The 17643-nt window shown below is 68.7% G+C and carries 22 protein-coding genes; 6 read left to right on the top strand and 16 right to left on the bottom strand.

Annotated elements, in window-relative coordinates; all coding sequences use genetic code 11:
* Positions 1–4: 4 nt before the first annotated feature.
* The gene (locus ACWFRJ_RS26695) at positions 5–808 is read left to right on the top strand and encodes a MaoC/PaaZ C-terminal domain-containing protein (RefSeq protein ID WP_453535932.1); all 804 of its coding nucleotides are present in this window, start codon (positions 5–7) and stop codon (positions 806–808) included.
* Here the strand turns inward: ACWFRJ_RS26695 and ACWFRJ_RS26690 are convergent.
* From ACWFRJ_RS26690 to ACWFRJ_RS26675, 4 genes are all read right to left on the bottom strand, one after another.
* Positions 805–1416: a TetR/AcrR family transcriptional regulator gene (locus ACWFRJ_RS26690; RefSeq protein ID WP_453536689.1), complete on the bottom strand. Its 612-nt coding sequence runs from the start codon at positions 1414–1416 to the stop codon at positions 805–807. The two genes, ACWFRJ_RS26695 and ACWFRJ_RS26690, sit on opposite strands and share 4 nt — an antisense overlap.
* 101 nt (positions 1417–1517) lie before the next feature.
* Positions 1518–1931: an arsenate reductase ArsC gene (locus ACWFRJ_RS26685; protein WP_453535929.1), complete on the bottom strand. Its 414-nt coding sequence runs from the start codon at positions 1929–1931 to the stop codon at positions 1518–1520.
* Positions 1924–3054 carry an ACR3 family arsenite efflux transporter gene (arsB, locus tag ACWFRJ_RS26680; protein ID WP_453535926.1) on the bottom strand — a complete coding sequence of 377 codons (1131 nt, stop codon included), beginning with the start codon at positions 3052–3054 and terminating at the stop codon, positions 1924–1926. Before arsB ends, ACWFRJ_RS26685 begins: the two co-directional genes overlap by 8 nt.
* Complete coding sequence (locus ACWFRJ_RS26675) at positions 3051–3473, bottom strand: ArsR/SmtB family transcription factor (protein WP_453535922.1); 423 nt, start codon at positions 3471–3473, stop codon at positions 3051–3053. Before ACWFRJ_RS26675 ends, arsB begins: the two co-directional genes overlap by 4 nt.
* Before the next feature lie 77 nt (positions 3474–3550).
* Between ACWFRJ_RS26675 and arsM the strand changes: the two genes are divergently transcribed.
* The gene (gene arsM / locus ACWFRJ_RS26670) at positions 3551–4327 is read left to right on the top strand and encodes an arsenite methyltransferase (protein WP_453535919.1); all 777 of its coding nucleotides are present in this window, start codon (positions 3551–3553) and stop codon (positions 4325–4327) included.
* 43 nt (positions 4328–4370) lie between these two features.
* Here arsM and ACWFRJ_RS26665 read toward each other — a convergent pair whose 3' ends face one another.
* The 5 genes from ACWFRJ_RS26665 to ACWFRJ_RS26645 form a co-directional block, all read right to left on the bottom strand.
* Positions 4371–5732 carry a dicarboxylate/amino acid:cation symporter gene (locus tag ACWFRJ_RS26665; RefSeq protein ID WP_453535916.1) on the bottom strand — a complete coding sequence of 454 codons (1362 nt, stop codon included), beginning with the start codon at positions 5730–5732 and terminating at the stop codon, positions 4371–4373.
* A gap of 433 nt (positions 5733–6165) precedes the next feature.
* Positions 6166–6456, bottom strand: coding sequence for a DUF4229 domain-containing protein (locus ACWFRJ_RS26660; RefSeq protein WP_453535913.1), 291 nt, complete (start codon positions 6454–6456; stop codon positions 6166–6168).
* Positions 6457–6549: 93 nt separating this feature from the next.
* Positions 6550–7074: an N-acetyltransferase family protein gene (locus tag ACWFRJ_RS26655; protein ID WP_453535910.1), complete on the bottom strand. Its 525-nt coding sequence runs from the start codon at positions 7072–7074 to the stop codon at positions 6550–6552.
* A gap of 119 nt (positions 7075–7193) precedes the next feature.
* The gene (gene mqnE, locus ACWFRJ_RS26650; protein WP_453535907.1) at positions 7194–8372 is read right to left on the bottom strand and encodes an aminofutalosine synthase MqnE; all 1179 of its coding nucleotides are present in this window, start codon (positions 8370–8372) and stop codon (positions 7194–7196) included.
* 62 nt (positions 8373–8434) lie between these two features.
* Positions 8435–8890: an Lrp/AsnC family transcriptional regulator gene (locus ACWFRJ_RS26645; RefSeq protein ID WP_249588502.1), complete on the bottom strand. Its 456-nt coding sequence runs from the start codon at positions 8888–8890 to the stop codon at positions 8435–8437.
* 168 nt (positions 8891–9058) lie between these two features.
* Between ACWFRJ_RS26645 and ACWFRJ_RS26640 the strand changes: the two genes are divergently transcribed.
* A complete protein-coding gene (locus tag ACWFRJ_RS26640) occupies positions 9059–9187 on the top strand; it encodes a hypothetical protein (RefSeq protein ID WP_453536734.1) in 129 nt (42 codons plus the stop codon).
* Here the strand turns inward: ACWFRJ_RS26640 and ACWFRJ_RS26635 are convergent.
* Genes ACWFRJ_RS26635 through ACWFRJ_RS26625 form a run of 3 tightly spaced genes read right to left on the bottom strand, consistent with a single transcriptional unit; the run spans position 9184 to position 12257 of the window.
* Complete coding sequence (locus tag ACWFRJ_RS26635) at positions 9184–9864, bottom strand: UbiX family flavin prenyltransferase (RefSeq protein WP_453535904.1); 681 nt, start codon at positions 9862–9864, stop codon at positions 9184–9186. The two genes, ACWFRJ_RS26640 and ACWFRJ_RS26635, sit on opposite strands and share 4 nt — an antisense overlap.
* A 9-nt stretch (positions 9865–9873) precedes the next feature.
* Positions 9874–10797 (bottom strand): menaquinone biosynthesis prenyltransferase MqnP, encoded by a 924-nt coding sequence (gene mqnP, locus ACWFRJ_RS26630; RefSeq protein ID WP_453535901.1) that lies wholly within the window; start codon positions 10795–10797, stop codon positions 9874–9876.
* A gap of 2 nt (positions 10798–10799) precedes the next feature.
* Positions 10800–12257: a menaquinone biosynthesis decarboxylase gene (locus ACWFRJ_RS26625; RefSeq protein ID WP_453535898.1), complete on the bottom strand. Its 1458-nt coding sequence runs from the start codon at positions 12255–12257 to the stop codon at positions 10800–10802.
* An 89-nt stretch (positions 12258–12346) separates the two neighbouring features.
* Here ACWFRJ_RS26625 and ACWFRJ_RS26620 point away from each other — a divergent pair, with 89 nt between their 5' ends.
* Together ACWFRJ_RS26620 and ACWFRJ_RS26615 are read left to right on the top strand one after the other, a co-directional pair.
* A complete protein-coding gene (locus ACWFRJ_RS26620; RefSeq protein WP_453535895.1) occupies positions 12347–12670 on the top strand; it encodes a PLD nuclease N-terminal domain-containing protein in 324 nt (107 codons plus the stop codon).
* The gene (locus tag ACWFRJ_RS26615) at positions 12670–13584 is read left to right on the top strand and encodes a LysR family transcriptional regulator (protein ID WP_453535892.1); all 915 of its coding nucleotides are present in this window, start codon (positions 12670–12672) and stop codon (positions 13582–13584) included. The genes ACWFRJ_RS26620 and ACWFRJ_RS26615 overlap by 1 nt, the downstream gene beginning before the upstream one ends.
* Here the strand turns inward: ACWFRJ_RS26615 and ACWFRJ_RS26610 are convergent.
* The gene (locus tag ACWFRJ_RS26610; RefSeq protein ID WP_453535889.1) at positions 13526–14461 is read right to left on the bottom strand and encodes a DMT family transporter; all 936 of its coding nucleotides are present in this window, start codon (positions 14459–14461) and stop codon (positions 13526–13528) included. The two genes, ACWFRJ_RS26615 and ACWFRJ_RS26610, sit on opposite strands and share 59 nt — an antisense overlap.
* A gap of 112 nt (positions 14462–14573) precedes the next feature.
* A complete protein-coding gene (locus ACWFRJ_RS26605; protein ID WP_453535886.1) occupies positions 14574–14897 on the bottom strand; it encodes an ArsR/SmtB family transcription factor in 324 nt (107 codons plus the stop codon).
* A 130-nt stretch (positions 14898–15027) separates the two neighbouring features.
* Between ACWFRJ_RS26605 and ACWFRJ_RS26600 the strand changes: the two genes are divergently transcribed.
* Positions 15028–16005, top strand: a complete 978-nt coding sequence (locus tag ACWFRJ_RS26600) for a quinone oxidoreductase family protein (RefSeq protein ID WP_453536685.1) — start codon at positions 15028–15030, stop codon at positions 16003–16005.
* Between the two features lie 4 nt (positions 16006–16009).
* Here ACWFRJ_RS26600 and ACWFRJ_RS26595 read toward each other — a convergent pair whose 3' ends face one another.
* Together ACWFRJ_RS26595 and ACWFRJ_RS26590 are read right to left on the bottom strand one after the other, a co-directional pair.
* Positions 16010–16951: a CU044_5270 family protein gene (locus tag ACWFRJ_RS26595; protein WP_453535883.1), complete on the bottom strand. Its 942-nt coding sequence runs from the start codon at positions 16949–16951 to the stop codon at positions 16010–16012.
* A complete protein-coding gene (locus ACWFRJ_RS26590) occupies positions 16948–17583 on the bottom strand; it encodes an RNA polymerase sigma factor (RefSeq protein WP_453535880.1) in 636 nt (211 codons plus the stop codon). Before ACWFRJ_RS26590 ends, ACWFRJ_RS26595 begins: the two co-directional genes overlap by 4 nt.
* Positions 17584–17643 lie beyond the last annotated feature (60 nt).

Raw genomic sequence — 17643 nt, 5'->3', positions numbered from 1 at the left:
CCCCATGCTCACCCCCCTACTCCTCCGCGGCGCGATCCTCTCCCCCCTCAAGCGCCCCCACCCCGACGCCCCGCTCCCCGACTCCCGCCCGACCCTCACCGACGTCCGCCCCAGCGCCACCCACCTAGCCGCCTACTCCCGCCTCTGCGGCTACCGCACCCCCGAGCACACCCTCCCCCTCACCTACCCCCACGTCCTGGGCTTCCCCCTGGCCATGCGGCTCATGACCACCCGCGCCTTCCCGCTCCCCCTGCTCGGCCTCGTCCACACGTCCATCGAGATCACCCAGCACCGCGCCCTGACAACCGCGGACAACCTCGAACTCTCCGTCCACGCATCGCACTTGACCCCGCACCGCCGCGGCACCGAAGCCACCCTCGTCACCGAAGCCCGCGTCGACGGCACCACCGTATGGACATCCAGCAGCACCTACCTGGCCCGCCACCGCACCAGCACGCCACACGCACCAAGTGACAGCACCCCACTCCCCGCCGCCCAAGCCGAATGGCAGCTCCCCCCAGACCTCGGCCGCCGCTACGGCGCCGTCTCAGGTGACCGCAACCCCATCCACCTGTACCCCCTCACCGCATGCCTCCTCGGCTTCCCCCGCGCCATCGCCCACGGCATGTGGACCGCGGCCCGCTGCCTGGCGGAGTACACGCAGCACGAGACCCCCGAAGCCGCCCACGTACACGTCGGTTTCAAGGCCCCCGTACTACTCCCCGCCACAGTCACGTACGCGGCAACCGGCCAAGCCTTCGAACTCCGCAGCAACACCAAGACCCACCTCACCGGAACTCTCCACTAAGGAACCCAGCGCCGCCCGTCCATCAAATCCCCGAGCCCCGCCCACGCAAAGTTCATCAGCGTCGCCGCAGCCTCCTTCGCGGACACCGACGCATCCCCGTTGGCCCAGCCGGCGAGCGACTCCGCCGCGCCCACCAACGCCTGTGCCAAGCCCGCGACTTCACGCTCGGCAAGCTCCGGCTTCCGGTGCGCTTCCCGTGCCGCCTCCGCGATCAGGGACGTAACGAACGCCACGATCTCCTCGCGCATCACGGCGACTTCGGCCGCGAACGGCTCTCCCTGCGTACGGGCCTGGTTGTGCAGGACCACCCACGCGTCGGGCTGCTCGGCGGTGTGCGTGAAGAAGGCGCGCAGGCCTGCCCAGAGCTGCCGGTCGGCGGGGCCATCGCCGCTCACCCCGCCCCGCACCGCCGCGACCAACGCCGCGGCCTCCCGCCGGATGCACGCGATGAAGAGCTCTTCCTTGGAGTTCAAGTACAGGTACACCAGCGGCTTCGAGACCCCCGCGACCTCCGCGATCTCGTCCATCGAAGCGGCCCGGTACCCCCGCTGCCCGAAGATCCGCACGGCGGCGTCCAGCATCTGCTGCTCCCGCACGGCCCGCGGCATCCGCTTCTGCCGCTTCCCCACGGCGCCACCGGCCTTCACATCGCCCACCCCCGCCACCCACCTTCCACACAACCCGCGCACAGAACGACCAGCCTACGACGTCAGGGCAACAGGTCCGCGATGAGCGCTTCGACCCTCACCCTGATCGCGTCACGGATGGGTCGTACGGCGACGGTGCCCCGACCTGCGGGGTCAGCGAGTTGCCAGTCCAGGTAGCGCTTGCCGGGGAAGACAGGGCAACTGTCGCCGCAGCCCATGGTGATCACCACGTCGGATGCCTGAACGGCTTCGGCTGTGAGGATCTTGGGCACTTCGGCCGCGATGTCGATGCCGACTTCGCTCATGGCTTCGGCGACGGCGGGGTTGATCCTTTCGGCGGGGGCGGATCCCGCCGAGCGGACCTCGATACGGTCACCGGCGAGATGGGCGAGCCAGGCAGCCGCCATCTGCGAGCGTCCGGCGTTGTGCACACAGACGAACAGCACGGAGGGCTTGGCGGCAGCTGCCTCAGACATGGGCGGGGCCTTCCTCGTGAGCAGCCGATCCAGTTGCCGTTCGGCCGGGCCCGGGGAAGTAGCGGCGGGCCGCGAGCGCGACGTAGACCAGGCCGATCAGCACCGGCACCTCGATCAGTGGACCGACGACCCCTGCAAGCGCCTGCCCCGACGTCGCACCGAAGGTGGCGATGGCCACGGCGATGGCGAGTTCGAAGTTGTTGCCCGCCGCGGTGAACGCCAGCGTGGTGGCCCGCGGGTAGTCGAGGCCGACGGCCTTGCCCAGGGCCATGGATCCGGCCCACATCACAGCGAAGTACACGAGGAGCGGCAGCGCGATCCGCACCACGTCCACCGGCCGCGAAGTGATCGCGTCCCCCTGGAGGGCGAACAGCACGACGATCGTGAACAGCAGCCCGTAGAGCGCGAACGGGCCGATCCTGGGGAGCAGTTCGGCCTCGTACCAGGCGCGCCCCTTGGCCTTCTCCCCCAGCTTGCGGGTCAGGAAGCCGGCCGCCAGCGGGATGCCCAGGAAGATCAGCACGCTGCGGGCGATCTCCCACACCGACACGTCGAGGCCGGTCGTCTCCAGGCCGAGCCAGCCCGGCAGGACGGAGAGATAGAACCAGCCGAGCAGGCTGAACGCGATGACCTGGAACACGGAGTTGAGGGCGACCAGAACGGCCGCCGCCTCGCGGTCGCCGCAGGCCAGGTCGTTCCAGATGATGACCATCGCGATGCACCGGGCGAGCCCGACGATGATCAGGCCGGTGCGGTACTCCGGCAGGTCGGGCAGGAAGACCCAGGCGAGCGCGAACATCAGCACCGGGCCGAGGACCCAGTTCAGGACCAGGGAGGGGATCAGCAGGCGGCGATCCCGGGTGACGGAGTCGAGCCGGTCGTAGCGGACCTTGGCGAGGACCGGATACATCATCACCAGCAGACCGAGCGCGATCGGCAGCGAGACCCCGGTGACCGTCACCTCGGCCAGCGCGTCCCCGAGGCCCGGCACGAGACGCCCCAGGCCCAGACCGACGGCCATCGCGATCAGGATCCACACAGCGAGGAACCGGTCGAGGAACGACAGCCGCGCCGCGACCGGGCCCGCAGCGTCGGCAGCAGCAGCAGTCGGCGCATCGCTCACGAGACGGCCCCGGCAGCCTCGGCGGACGGCTCCGCCCCCACCGCTCCCCGGCGAGTGAGTACCGCCGCGAGCCTGTCCGTCGTCTCGGGCAGCAGCCGGTAGTACACCCACGTCCCCCGCCGCTCGGAATCGATCAGACCGGCCTGCTTCAGCAGCTTGAGGTGGTGGGAGATCGTCGGCTGGGACAGGTCGAAGGCCGGGGTCAGATCACACACGCAGATCTCCCCGCCCTCCTTGCCCTCCCGCGAGGCGATCATCGACAGCAGCCGCAGCCGCACCGGGTCCCCGAGGGCCTTGAACACCTTCGCCAACTCGACGGCCTGGTCCTCGGCCATGGGGGCGGTCAGCAAGGTCGGACAGCACTTCTCCGCAGCGCCGTCACCGTCCTGACCGAGCACCACCAGCTCTTGTTTCGACATACTTCTATATTGACAGGCATCGATCCACGGCGCAAGGTTGCATCGATAGATGTCAATGCAACCCGAGGAGCATCGTCATGAGCGAGCAGAACAGCGACCTGCGCGAAACCGTCCGCGAGCGCTACGCGGCCGCCGCAACCCAAGTCACCGAAGGCGGCACCGCCTGCTGCGGACCGGCCGCGATCGAGGTCGACGAGAACTTCGGCGGCACCCTCTACCCCGCCGCCGAGCGCGGCCAACTCCCCGCCGAGGCCGTCGCCGCCTCGCTGGGCTGCGGCAACCCCACCGCCGTCGCCGACCTCCACGAAGGCGAGCGCGTCCTGGATCTCGGCTCAGGCGGGGGCATCGACGTACTGCTGTCCGCGCGCCGCGTCGGGCCCACCGGCAAGGCCTACGGCCTGGACATGACCGAGGAGATGCTCGCCCTCGCACTCGCCAACCAGGAGAAGGCGGGCGCCACCAACGTCGAGTTCCTCAAGGGCACGATCGAGAGCATCCCGCTGCCCGCGCACACCATCGACGTGGTCATCTCCAACTGCGTGATCAACCTGTCCACCGACAAGCCCGCGGTGTTCGCCGAAATGTTCCGCGTCCTGGCCCCCGGCGGCCGGATCGGCATCTCCGACGTCGTCGCCGACGACACCCTCACCCCCGACCAGCGCGCCGAACGCGGCGACTACGTCGGCTGCATCGCGGGCGCGCTCTCCTTCACCGAGTACCGCGAGGGCCTGTCGGCGGCCGGCTTCACGGACATCGAACTCACCCCGACCCACCCCGTCGCCGACGGCATGCACTCCGCCATCGTCCGCGCCGCCAGGCCGGCAACGAACGTGCCCCGCACCCGGATCGAATGAACGAATCCAGGTACGGGGCACGCTCGCCACGAGCCGGGGGACGTCAGGCGGCGACAGGCACCGTCTGCGGCTCGTCGGTGGTGCCGTCGAAGTCGTCGAGCGGCGACGCCGACGCACTCTCGTAGGCCTCGCGGTCAAGGATCTTCTCGCGGGCGGCGACGATCACCGGGATGGCGGCCTGCCCTGCCACGTTCGTGGCGGTGCGCATCATGTCCAGGACCGGGTCGATGGCGAGCAGCAGGCCCACGCCCTCCATCGGGAGGCCAAGGGTCGACAGGGTCAGCGTCAGCATGACTGTGGCGCCGGTCAGACCGGCCGTCGCGGCCGAGCCCACCACCGACACGAAGGCGATCAGGACGTACTCCTTGATGCCCATCTGCACGTCGAAGATCTGCGCGACGAAGATCGCGGCGATCGCCGGGTAGATCGCGGCGCAGCCGTCCATCTTCGTGGTGGCGCCGAACGGCACCGCGAAGGACGTGTACTCCTTCGGCACGCCGAGGCGCTCGGTGACCTTCTGGGTGACCGGCATCGTGCCGACCGAGGAGCGCGAGACGAAGGCCAGCTGGATCGCGGGCCAGGCGCCCTTGAAGAACTGGAGCGGGTTGACCTTGGCGACCGTGGAGAGCAGCAGCGGGTAGACGCCGAACATCACGATGGCGCAGCCGACGTAGATGTCGACGGTGAACGTCGCGTACTTGCTGATCAGGTCCCAGCCGTAGTCGGCGATGGCGAAGCCGATGAGGCCGATGGTGCCGATCGGCGAGAGCTTGATGACCCACCACAGGGCCTTCTGGAGCAGCGCGAGAACCGACTCGCTGAGCTCCAGGATCGGCTGCGCCTTCTCACCGATCTTCAGTACGGCGACACCGGCGACGGCGGCCATGAAGACGATCTGCAGGACGTTGAGCTCGGTGAACGGCGTGATGATGTCCGTCGGGATGATCCCGGTGAGGAAGTCGAGCCACGAGCCCGCGTGGTCCGGCTTGGCGCCGTCCTTCGGGGTGAGTCCTGTGCCGGCGCCCGGGTTGGTGATGAGCCCGATCGCGAGGCCGATGACGACGGCGATCAGTGACGTGATCATGAACCAGATCAGCGTCTGCGTGGCGAGGCGCGCGGCGTTGTTGACCTTACGCAGGTTGGTGATCGACACCAGGATGGCGAAGAAGACGAGCGGGGCGACCGCCAGCTTCAGCAGCCCGATGAAGGTGCTTCCCACCTTGTCCAGGGTGGTGACGAGCCAGGACACGTCCTGGCTGCGGGCCAGCCAGCCGAGCAGGACACCGAGGACCAGACCGCCGAGGATCTGCGCCCAGAACGGCAGCTTGAGGAATCTGGGTATCCGGGAGCCGGACTGCGGCTCGTCGGTCTCGGAGACCGGGGATACAGGGGGGTTCGCGGACACGGACACACTCCGGGTAATGGCGGGGGACGTGAGGGAGCGGCGACCGCGAGGGGGTCAGACGGGACGGCCGAGACGGCGCCGCTGCAGTGCAGATGTCACTTGGTGCTTGTCGATTGCGCTGTTCAGAGAGACTCAGCGAGAACTCAGAGACGGCGACGACAGGCCGCGGACACGCAGCGGCAGAGATCGACATGCAGGCGCGCCACGAGCGGAACGCTCATGAGGATGCGGGGCGCGGCTGCTGTCTTCATGTCGAACACGTTAACACTTGAACTTTGAGAACATCAAAGGTGTTGTTTGAGGTAGACGAGGCCGATCGGAGGCGGGGGTGCCTCTGGGACGCAAGAAACCCCGGTCCGGAGCGGCTGCTCCAGTACCGGGGTTGAGGTCTTTGTGACGAAGGCGACGAAACCTACGGCCTACGGCTCACGCCTTACGACTTCGCGCGAGCGGTGTCGTCGGCGACGTCCTCCATGGTGCGGTTCGCCTCCAGGTTGGCCTTGGTCCGCTCCACGCGCTCGACGACCTGGACCGACGCCCTGTCCCGCTCCTTGCGCAGCAGCACGAAGCTGAGGGGGGCGGAGATGACGAGGGAGAGCAGCAGCACCCAGAGGAGGTTGGAGTCTCCGAGGCCCTTCGGCAGGATCCCGGCGTAGACAAGTCCCCAGACCGCGAAAAAGCAGCCCACGAAGAGTCCGAGGCGCATCAGCGTGTAGCGGAGCATGTCAATCCACTCTTCCGTTCCGAAATGGGCCCGAGTAGGACGAGCCCCTCCAGTGAAGCATGGGAGGGGTCGCGTCCGGCAAGGGGGTGAGCCTCAGCCCAGCGGGAGCAGCATCGTGATGTCGTCGCGGTCGTCACCGGGGGCGACGCGGATCGCGCCGGGCACCCGTCCGACCTCCTTGTATCCGCAGGACTCGTAGAACCTGTCGACTCCCGTGCCGCCCCGGCAGGTCAGCCGGATCGCCTCGATCCCGTCGATCCCGCGGGCTGCGTCCGCGGCGGCGGCCATCAGGTCGCGCCCGTACCCCTTGCCCTGGTGCCGGGGGTGCACCATCACCACGTACAGCCAGATCCAGTGCTTCATCAGGCGGTGCGTGTTGTACGCGAGGAAGGCGGTCGCGGCGACGGCACCGTCCTCGTCGTACCCGACGAGCAGCCTGGTGTGTCCTTCACTCAGCTGGGCCAGGCGCTTCAGCCACTCGGGGCGTATGTCCTCGACCGTCACGGGCGGTACGAAACCGACGGCTCCGCCGGCGTTGGACACGTCGGCCCAGAGGGCGAGGACGCCGTCGCGGAGGGCGGGGTCGATCTCCGGGTCCAGCCGGAAGGTAAGCGTCATGGGGCGAGATTAACCATTACCTACTTGACGCCTCAACCGTGTTTCGCATGCCGGACAACACGACGAGCCCCGGCCGAAGCAGCCGGGGCTCGTCACATCGTCCGTACGCGGCAGGACCGTCAGACCCGCATCGCCTGCGGCGTCTCACGCAGCGCCAGATCAGGACCCTCGTACTCACGGATCGACTCGTAGCGCGTGTTCCGCTCGACGGGACGGAAGCCCGCCTCGCGGATGAGGTCGAGCAGGTCCTCACGCGTCAGCTTGTTCGGCGTACCGAAGTTGTCCGCGTCATGCGTGATCTTGTACTCGACGACCGAGCCGTCCATGTCGTCCGCGCCGTGCTGAAGGGCGAGCTGCGTCGTCTGCAGGCCGTGCATGACCCAGAAGACCTTGACGTGCGGGACGTTGTCGAAGAGGAGGCGCGAGACCGCGAAGGTCTTCAGGGCCTCGGCGCCCGACGCCATGGTCGTCCGCGCCTGGAGGCGGTTCCTGACCTTGCCGTCCTTCATGTCCACGAAGTCGTGCTGGTAGCGCAGCGGGATGAAGACCTGGAAACCGCCGGTCTCGTCCTGGAGTTCACGCAGGCGAAGCACGTGGTCGACCCGGTGACGGGGCTCCTCGATGTGGCCGTACAGCATCGTGCTCGGGGTCTTGAGACCCTTCTCGTGCGCGAGCCGGTGGATGCGCGACCAGTCCTCCCAGTGGGTGCGGTGGTCGACGATGTGCTGGCGCACTTCCCAGTCGAAGATCTCCGCGCCGCCGCCGGTCAGCGACTCCAGGCCCGCCTCGATCAGCTCGTCCAGGATGTCGGACGCCGACATCCCCGAGATGGTCTCGAAGTGGTGGATCTCCGTGGCCGTGAACGCCTTCAGGGAGACGCTCGGGAGCGCCTTCTTCAGCTCGCTCAGGGAGCGCGGGTAGTACCGCCACGGCAGGTTCGGGTGCAGGCCGTTGACGATGTGCAGCTCGGTGAGGTTCTCGCCCTCCATCGCCTTGGCGAGGCGGACGGCCTCCTCGATGCGCATCGTGTACGCGTCCTTCTCGCCCGGCTTGCGCTGGAACGAGCAGTACGCGCACGAGGCGGTGCACACGTTCGTCATGTTGAGGTGACGGTTGACGTTGAAGTGCACGACGTCGCCGTTCTTGCGCGTGCGCACCTCGTGGGCGAGACCGCCGAGCCAGGCCAGATCGTCCGACTCGTAGAGGGCGATGCCGTCCTCGCGGGACAGCCGCTCACCAGCCCGGACCTTCTGCTCCAGCTCGCGCTTGAGTCCCACGTCTTTAATAGACGCAGCCATACCCCGGCCACCTCTCCAAATGTCTACGCAAATCAGGCCTCGCCCACGGTACGCCCACGCACCTAGCCCTCTTCAGGGAGCTCCCCGACCCGGTTCTCCCACTTCGTGGAGAGCACGATCGTCGTACGCGTCCTGGAGACGCCCTTCGTGCCGCTCAGTCTGCGGATCGTCTTCTCCAGACCGTCCACGTCACTGGCCCGCACCTTGAGCATGTACGAGTCGTCGCCCGCGATGAACCAGCAGTCCTCGATCTCGTGCAGGTCCTTCAGGCGCCGTGCCACGTCCTCGTGGTCGGCGGCGTCCGAGAGGGAGATGCCGATGAGGGCGATGACGCCAAGACCGAGCGACGCGGAGTCCACCGTCGCGCGGTAGCCGGTGATGACGCCCGCCGCTTCGAGGCGGTTGATCCGGTCCGTGACGCTCGGTCCCGAGAGGCCGACGAGCCGGCCGAGTTCGGCGTACGAGGCCCTGCCGTTCTCGCGCAGGGCCTGGATGAGCTGCCTGTCCACGGCGTCCATAGGTGCGATGCCTTTCATTATTCAGCGATACCGCGAGTCTATGTGTAGAATCTAAGGTGCAACAGGGTTCAACCCCTGTGAATCTTTCAGAATCTCCGCCGATCGGCGTTGATTCTTCAAACTGGCCTTCACTGGCTTTTCCACGACACCGCAGGAGTGAGACACACCGTGTACTCGATCGAGATGGCCTACGCCCGGATGCGCGAGCTGCAGGACCTGGCCAACCGCTCGCGTGCCCACAAGCCCGCCGCGCCCAAGGGCGAGCGCCGCACGTCGCGCGCCGCCAAGAAGCGCTAGTCCCCCGGAGGGGCGGAGCCCGAACCGAGCTCGCCCTTCCAGCGGCGGTACAGCTGATGCGGCACCCCTGCCGCATCCAGCGTCCGCCCGGCGACGAAGTCCACCAGATCCTGGATGTGCGTCGCCCCCGCGTAGAACGCCGGAGAGGCGGGCAGCACGACCGCGCCCGCCTCGTCCAGCGTCACCAAGTGCTTCAGCGTCTGCCCGTTGAGCGGTGTCTCGCGTACGCAGACGACCAGCTGCCGGCCTTCCTTGAGCGTCACGCTCGCCGACCGCTGCAGCAGATCCTTCGAGAGCCCGAGCGCGACCCCGGCCACGCACGCCGTGGACGCGGGCACGATCAGCATCCCCTTGGTCGCGTACGACCCCGACGAAGGCCCTGCGGCCAGGTCTCCGGCCGCCCAGTACCGCACGTCGTCCACCGGGGCGTCGAACGTCCCCGGCTTCCCGTCGGCACCGCGCTCCAGCCACTCCCGCAGATCCTCCTGCCAGTGCGCGTCCCGGAAGGCGATGCCCGTCTCGTCCAGGATCGTCAGGCGCGAGGCCCGCGAGACCACCAGGTCGACGCTCTCCCCCGCAGCGAGCAACGCCCGCAGCACGGCAGCGGCGTACGGGGTCCCTGAGGCCCCTGACACCCCCACGATCCAAGGCTGACGCTGTGTATCTCCTGGCTTCACGCTGTGAGCCTAGACGGTCAGACCGCGCACCAGCAGATCGAGCAGGGCGCAGACGAAGAGCGCGATGCCGATGAAGCCGTTGACCTGGAAGAAGGCGCGGTTGAGGCGCGAGAGGTCGTGCGGCTTCACGAGGGAGTGCTCGTAGAGGAACGCGCCCGCGACGATCGCGATGCCGATCCAGAGGAACGGGCCCGCGCCGGTGTCCGCGGCGTACCAGACGAAGAGCGCCGTGGTCACCAGGTGGCAGCCGCGCGCACCCCGGATGGCGGCCGGGATGCCGAACCGCGCGGGCACCGACTTCACGCCGACCTCGCGGTCCGTCTCCACGTCCTGGCAGGCGTAGATCAGGTCGAAGCCGCCGATCCAGATGCCGACAGCGAGGCCGAGGATGACCGCCTGCCAGGACCACTCGCCGGTGATCGCGATCCAGGCGCCGATCGGCCCGATGGCCTGGGCGATGCCGAGGATCGCCTGCGGGAAGTTCGTGAACCGCTTGCCGTAGGGATAGACCACCATCGGGATCACCGCGATGGGCGCGAGCGCCAGGCAGAGCGGGTTGAGCAGGGCGGCGGCGCCCAGGAACACGACGAGCGCGATCAGCGCCCCGGTCCAGGCGGACTTCACCGAGACGGCGCCCGTGACGAGCTCGCGGTGGGCGGTCCTCGGGTTACGGGCGTCGATCTCGCGGTCGATGATCCGGTTCGCGGCCATGGCGAACGTCCGCAGGCCCACCATGCAGATGGTGACCAGGAGCAGCCGGCCCCAGTGGATGTTCTCGTCCAGCTGGAACATCGCGGTCAGCGCTGCGATGTAGGCGAAGGGCAGCGCGAAGACCGAGTGCTCGATCATGACGAGGCGCAGGAACGCCTTGACCTTGCCGGGCGGGGCGGGCTCGGGTCCGAAGAGTTCCGGCGTTGCTGAATCAGCACTCATCTTTAGAGCCCGTACTCCTTCCAACGGCGGTCGACCTTCGACGCCGTCTCCGGGTCGGACTCGACCATGTTCGGCCAGCCTCCGTCCCGCGTGTATCCCTCTTCGGGCAGCTTCTTCGTCGCGTCGATGCCCGCCTTGCCGCCCCAGAACTGCTGGTAGGAGGCATGGTCGAGATGGTCGACGGGACCTTCGGCCACCGTCAGGTCGCGCGCGTAGTCGGTGTTGCCGAGCGCACGCCAGGACACTTCGTGCAGGTCATGGACATCGCAATCCTTGTCCACGACCACGATCAATTTGGTCAGCGACATCATGTGGGCGCCCCAGATGGCGTGCATGACCTTCTGCGCGTGCTTCGGGTACTTCTTGTCGATCGAGACGATCGCGCAGTTGTGGAAGCCGCCGGACTCCGGCAGGTGGTAGTCCACGATGTCCGGGACGATCACCTTGAGGAGGGGCAGGAAGAACCTCTCCGTGGCGCGGCCGAGCGGGCCGTCCTCCGTCGGCGGGCGGCCCACCACGATCGACTGGAGCAGCGGGCGCTTCCGCATCGTCACGCAGTCGATCTTCAGGGCGGGGAAGTCCTCCTGCGGCGTGTAGAAGCCGGTGTGGTCGCCGAAGGGGCCCTCCGGCAGCATCTCGCCCGGCTCGAGCCAGCCCTCGATGACGACCTCGGCGTGCGCGGGGACCTGGAGGGGGACCGTCTTGCAGTCGACCATCTCCACGCGCTTGCCCTGGATGAACCCGGCCAGCATGTACTCGTCCATGTCGCCCGGCAGCGGCGCCGTGGAGGCGTACGTCACGGCGGGCGGACAGCCGAAGGCGATCGCGACGGGGAGCTTCTCGCCCCTGCGGGCGGCCACCTGGTAGTGGTTGCGGCTGTCCTTGTGGATCTGCCAGTGCATGCCGATGGTGCGCTTGTCGTGGCGCTGGAGGCGGTACAGGCCGAGGTTGCGGACGCCGGTGTCCGGGTCCTTGGTATGGGTCAGGCCCAGGTTGAAGAACGAGCCGCCGTCCTCGGGCCAGGTGAAGAGCGCGGGCAGCTTCTCCAGGTCGACGTCGTCGCCGGTGAGGACGACCTCCTGGACGGGCGCGTTGTCGGACTTCACCTTCTTCGGCGGTACGTGCGTCATCGCGCCGAGCTTCCCGAAGGCCTCGCGCACACCGACGAAGCCGTGCGGCAGCTCCGGCTTGAGGAGGCCGCCGATCTTCTCGCTGATCTGGCTGTACGACTTCAGGCCGAGCGCCTTCAGGAGGCGGCGGTCCGTCCCGTACACGTTCATCGCGAGGGGCATCGCCGAGCCCTTGACGTTCTCGAAGAGAAGCGCGGGGCCACCGGACTTCTGGACCCGGTCGGTGATCTCGCCGACCTCCAGGTACGGATCGACCTCGGCCTTGATGCGCTTGAGATCGCCCTCGCGCTCCAGTGCACGGAGCAGGGAGCGAAGATCGTCGTAAGCCATGCGGTCAAGTATCGGTCACCGGCTACCCTGGCCCCGTCACCGGGGGCACGCTCGCTCCCCGCCGCCACCGCTTGGGGGATCGCGCCACCATGCTCAGGTATCTGCCGTTCCTTCTGGTCCTGGCGGTCTGGATCTACGCCTTCATCGACGTCCTGAACACTCCGGAGAAGGAGATCAGGCACCTGCCGAAGATCGCCTGGGTCTTCATCGTGCTGCTCTTCGGCGAGGTCCTGCTCGGGCCGATCGCCTGGTTCGTCACGGGCAAGGTGCGCAAGACACCTGCCGGTGGGAGTGGCCCGCGCGCCGGGCGCGGCGGACAGTGGGTGGCACCGGACGACAACCCCGAGTTCCTGAAGTCGCTCAGGGACGAGGACCCGGACGAGAAGAAGCGGGACGGCGGAAGCGAGGGCTGATGGAGCTACGACTGCTCGTCACGTTCGAGAAGGTCGCGTCCGTACTCAGCTTCACGCAGGCCGCCGCCGAGCTGAAGTACGCCCAGTCGAGCGTCACCAGCCAGATCCGCTCCCTGGAATCCTCGCTCGGCACGGAACTCTTCGACCGGCTCGGCAGCCGCATCCGCCTGACGGAGGCCGGTGAACGCCTGCTCCCCTACGCCCGGCAGATCATCGAGCTGACGGACGAGGCACGGTCCGCCGTCGTCGACGCCGAGGAGCCGACCGGCGCGATCGCGGTCGGCACGATGGAGTCGCTGACCTCCTACCGCCTGCCCCCGCTGCTCGAACTCTTCCACCACCGCTACCCCAGGGTGCAGCTCTCCCTGCGCCCCACGCTGGGCGACGAGACCCGGCACGCGCTGCGGCAGGGGACGTACGACGTCGGGTTCCTGATGGAGCGCGAGACCGAGCACGCGGGCCTGGAGACCGAGGTGCTCGCCGAGGAGCCGCTGGTCCTGGTCTGCGCGCCGACGCATCCGCTGGCCGGGCACGGGGCGGATTCGCTCGAAACGGGCGATCTGGCGGCGGTGCAGCTGGTCGGCACCGAGCCGGGCTGCCCCTACCGGGATCTGTTCGAGGACGAGCTGCGGGTGCGCAACGGCGGCCCGCCGCCCTTCATGGAGTTCGGCACGATCGAGGCCACCAAGCGGGGTGTCGCCGGTGGCCTCGGGGTGGCGCTGCTTCCGCGGATGGCGGTGCGGGACGAGCTGGCTTCGGGGGTGCTCGTCGCGCTGCCGTGGGAGCCGCCGTTCGTGCTGCACACGCAGCTGGCGTGGCGTTCGGGGAAGCGGCTGCCCGCTCATGTGCGGCTCTTCATCGAGCAGTCGGTACGGCTGGTGCGGGAGCAGGCAGCGGAGTCACCGAACTCGTGACCACCTTGGGCGACTTGGCCCGGTTGACCTTGAGGCTCGCGAGGACGATCAGCGGGACGCCGAGCGCCTGGACGAGCCCGATGTGGTGCCCGTAGACGGCCCAGTCGGCGACCATCGCGACCGCCGGGTACGTGAAGGCGAGTACGGCGATCTTGGCGGTGGGCAGCTTCGCGTACGCCGCGTACATCAGGACGTACATCAGGCCGGTGTGGATGATGCCGAGTCCGACGAGCCAGCCCCATCCGGCGCCCGTTCCGCTCATCGCGCCGAAGTCGGCGAAGGGCAGCAACAGCGGGATGCCGACGAGGACTTGGATTAGGGCGATGAGGTGCGGGCGTACGCCGGTGATGCGCTTGGTGACGAGCGTGGAGAGGCCGTAGAGCAGCGCGGCGATGAGCGCGAAGCCGATGCCGGTCAGCGAGCCGAGGTCTCCGGGGCGCACCCCGGAGACGAGGACGAGACCGGCGAACGCGGTTGCCAGCCAGATGAGTTGATGCCGGGTCAGACGCTCACGGAAGATGACCGCGCTGAGCAGCACGAGCAGGAACGGCTGCGTGTGGTAGACGACGGTGGCCAGGGAGATCGAGGTGGCTTCGTACGCCTTGAAGAGGAACACCCAGTTGAAGACGATGAACGCGCCGCCGAGCGCGGCGAGTCCGAGCTTCTTCGGGGTGATGCCGTGGTCGCGGAAGTAGCCGCGGGCGAAGGCGTAGGCGCCCAGGGCGAGCGCGCCGAAGAGCACCCGGAAGAACACGACGTTGAACGCCGACGCACCGGATTCGACGACGAAGATGCCGAGGGTGCCGGAGAGCATCATCGCGGCGGTGAGCTGGGCCGTGCCCTTGTTCTCTGCGGTCATGGAGCTCATGGAGGTCATGCCCAAGAAGCTACGAGCGGACGTATGCCCTGGTCCACGAGCCAGTGGGGCGTCCTGCCGATGGGGTCATCGGCCGGGACGATGACCCGCCGCCGGGGAGTGTGACGGGGTACTAGTCGGGCCGCAGGGCCAGGGCGAGCAGCCCGGGGAAGCGTGCCTCGAACTCCTCCCGGCGGAGCCTGTTGACGCGGCGTGGCCCCTCGTCCCGCTGCTCGACGAGGCCCGCCCCCCTCAGCACCCCGAAGTGATGGCTCAGGGCCGCCTTGCCGACGGGCACGTCGAAGCTGCCGCAGGAGCGGGTCCAGTCGGGGGACGACGCCAACTCCCTTACCAGTTCCATGCGTACGGGATCGGCGAGCGCGGTGAGCGCGGTCAGTACGGGCACCTCGTCCGGGTGGACGTGCACCGGCGCCGCGCGGTGGTGAGTGTTCACCACGGCCGACCCCTCCCTTCCCCTCTTCGACCCCTTGCAGAGTGTTCGATGAAAACCATACACTCCGAGTGTTCGCTTCCCGTTGAACACTCAGATCACCAGGAACACTCGAAGGGTGCCGGTCATGTCCACCATGCGCGCGATCCAGTTCCAGGAGTACGGCGGTCCCGAGGTCCTCAAGGCCGTGGAGACGAGCACCCCCGAGCCGGGCCCCGGCCAGATCACCGTCGACGTCGCCTACACCGGCGTGAACTTCGCCGACCTCAAGGCCCGCAGCGAGGGCTACCGCGTGCCCTCGCTCCCCTACGTTCCCGGCCTCGAAGTCTCCGGCCACGTGCGGGCGACCGGCGCGGGCGTCGAGGGGTTCGAGGTCGGTCAGGAGGTCGCCGCGCTCACCGAGGGCGGCGCGTACGCGGAGGTCGCGGTCGCCGACGCCACGACGGTGTTCGCCCTGCCCAGCGGCGTGGACCTGCGCACGGCCGCCACCCTGCCCACGGTCCTGCCCACCGCGCACGCGCTGCTCCACGAAGTGGGCAGGCTGCGCGCGGGCGAGAGCGTCCTCGTGCAGGGCGCGGCGGGCGGGATCGGCACGGTGGTGGGCCAGTTGGCGAAGGCGGGCGGCGCGGGCACGGTCTACGGCGTCGTGTCGAGCGAGGCGAAGGCGAAGTACGCGCGGGAGCACGGGTACGACGAGGTGTTCGTCGGGGACGGCTTCGCTGCCGAGGTCCGCGCCGCCACCGGAGGACGCGGGGTGGACCTCGCCCTCGACCCGGTCGGCGGCGACGCCTTCCGCGACGGCCTCGCCGCGCTCGCCGTGTTCGGCCGGCTCGTCTCCTTCGGCAACGCGAGCTCGGCGGAGCCGTGGCAGGTGGGTCAGCCCGAGCTGTACGGGACGGCGCTCGGCGTCTTCGGTTTCTCCATCCTCTCCCTCGCCAAGTCGGCGCCGCAGGCCCTGCGCGAGGTCGCCGCACGGGCCTTCGCGAAGGTGGCCGACGGGACGGTGGAGCTGCCGGTCACGGCGGAGTTCGCGCTGGCGGACGCTTCCGAGGCCCACCGCTTGATGGGCGCGCGCACGAGCACGGGGAAGCTGCTGCTGCGGGTCGCGGGCTGACCGCTCACGGCCGCTGCCCCGCCTTGTCGACGACGACCCGCTCCAGAATGGCGCTGCGGCCGGTGACGTCGCCCTTCTTGAAGCCGTACGCGTCCTTGGTCGCGACCTCCCGCTCCCCGAGGAACTGCTTGGTCTCCTTGTCGAAGATCAGCTCTTCCCTGACTCCGTCGTCCTCACGGGCGATCGCGACGCCACGGCGCCCCTCCGCGTCGGCCACGTCGTCGATCAGCTCGACGCCCGGGATCTTCGACGCGGCGAGGTAGAGAGCGGCGGCCTGCTTCGGTGGCATCAGCGACTCGTAGGAGAGATCGCCGACCAGCACGAAGGTGTTCTGGTCCTCGCTCTTGCCGCCGTCACTCACCTTGTGGAGCCAGTCCAGCATGTTGACCGGGTCGGTCGGCAGCTTCGCCAGGTTGCGGTAGTTGGCCGCCGAGTCCGGAAGGGGCTCGCCCGGCTTGACCTCCGGGTCGAGTCGCTCCATGTCGAAGTCGGAGGCAGGCTCGTTGAGCACATCCGCGTGTGTGCCGTCCACCGAGAGCCAGAACTCCCTCGGGTGGACGGGGTCGACCTTGGGCGGCTCCCCCTCGGTCTGCGAGCTGTAGCCGAGCCTGCTCTTGATGTACACGAACTGGTCGTCCCTGATGTTCTTCTGCGCAGGCTGCCGCTCGGCCGCCGCCGCGATCTCCTTCAGCGTGCGCACGGTCTCCGCCGAAGGCGCCGCCTGGGCGGACTGGCCGCCGAACGGCGAGGCCACGATGACGCCCGCCGCGACGGCCGCCGCCACCGCTCCCGCGATGAGCGCGGGACGGAACCAGCGCTTCTGGGTCCTCTCGGACGCGGGGGACTTCTGGGGCTGCTTCTCGCTCTGCCGGATCTCGGTCAACAGGTGCTCCCTGAGCAGGTGATGACGGCCCGGCGGAAGGTCGCGCTCGGGAAATTCACTCATCGGTTTCCCTCCCTGATGGGCCTGACCGCGGTGGTGCGGTCACCTCTCATCTGTCCGCGCCCGGAAGGCGGTTCCCTATGTTTCGCGAGTTTTGTACGGGCTCGCGACAGCCGGGAGCGTACGGTCCCGACCGGCACTCCCAGTGCCTCTGCCGCCGCCGCATAACTGAGCCCCGACCACACGCACAGCGCGAGGACCTCGCGCTCGGCACGGCGCAGCGTCGCCAGGGCGGCCCGTACGAGAGCGAGCTGCTCCTTGTCGTCGATGCGCTCGGCTACCTCGTCGGCGAAGTCGGCCACGGTCTGGTCGCGCGGCAGCCGTGCGACCGCCGCCGCGTGCCGCCGGGCGGCGCGCCGCGCGTTGCGGGTCACGTTCGTGGCGACGCCGAGCAGCCAGGGCCGCAGGGATCCGCCGTCCTCGTCGACCTTGCCCCTCAGCCGCCAGGCCTCCAGGAAGGTGAGCGACACCATGTCCTCCGCCGTCGACCAGTCCCCCGTCAGGCGGTAGGCGTGGTTGTAGACGGAGCGGGCGTACGCGTCGAAGACCTCGCCGAAGGCGTCGGCGTCCCCGTCCCTGATGCGGGCGCGCAGCGCTCTCCGGCGGGCCTGAAGTTCCCCCTGGTTCGTCTCCACACCCTCTGACTGTCCGTACGACGAAGGCCGGTTCCCGTGACGTGAGTCACAGGAACCGGC

Source organism: Streptomyces sp. NPDC055239 (genome assembly GCF_053606205.1).
Note: the sequence above shows the minus strand (reverse complement) of the source record. Positions and strands in the feature narration are given on the sequence as shown.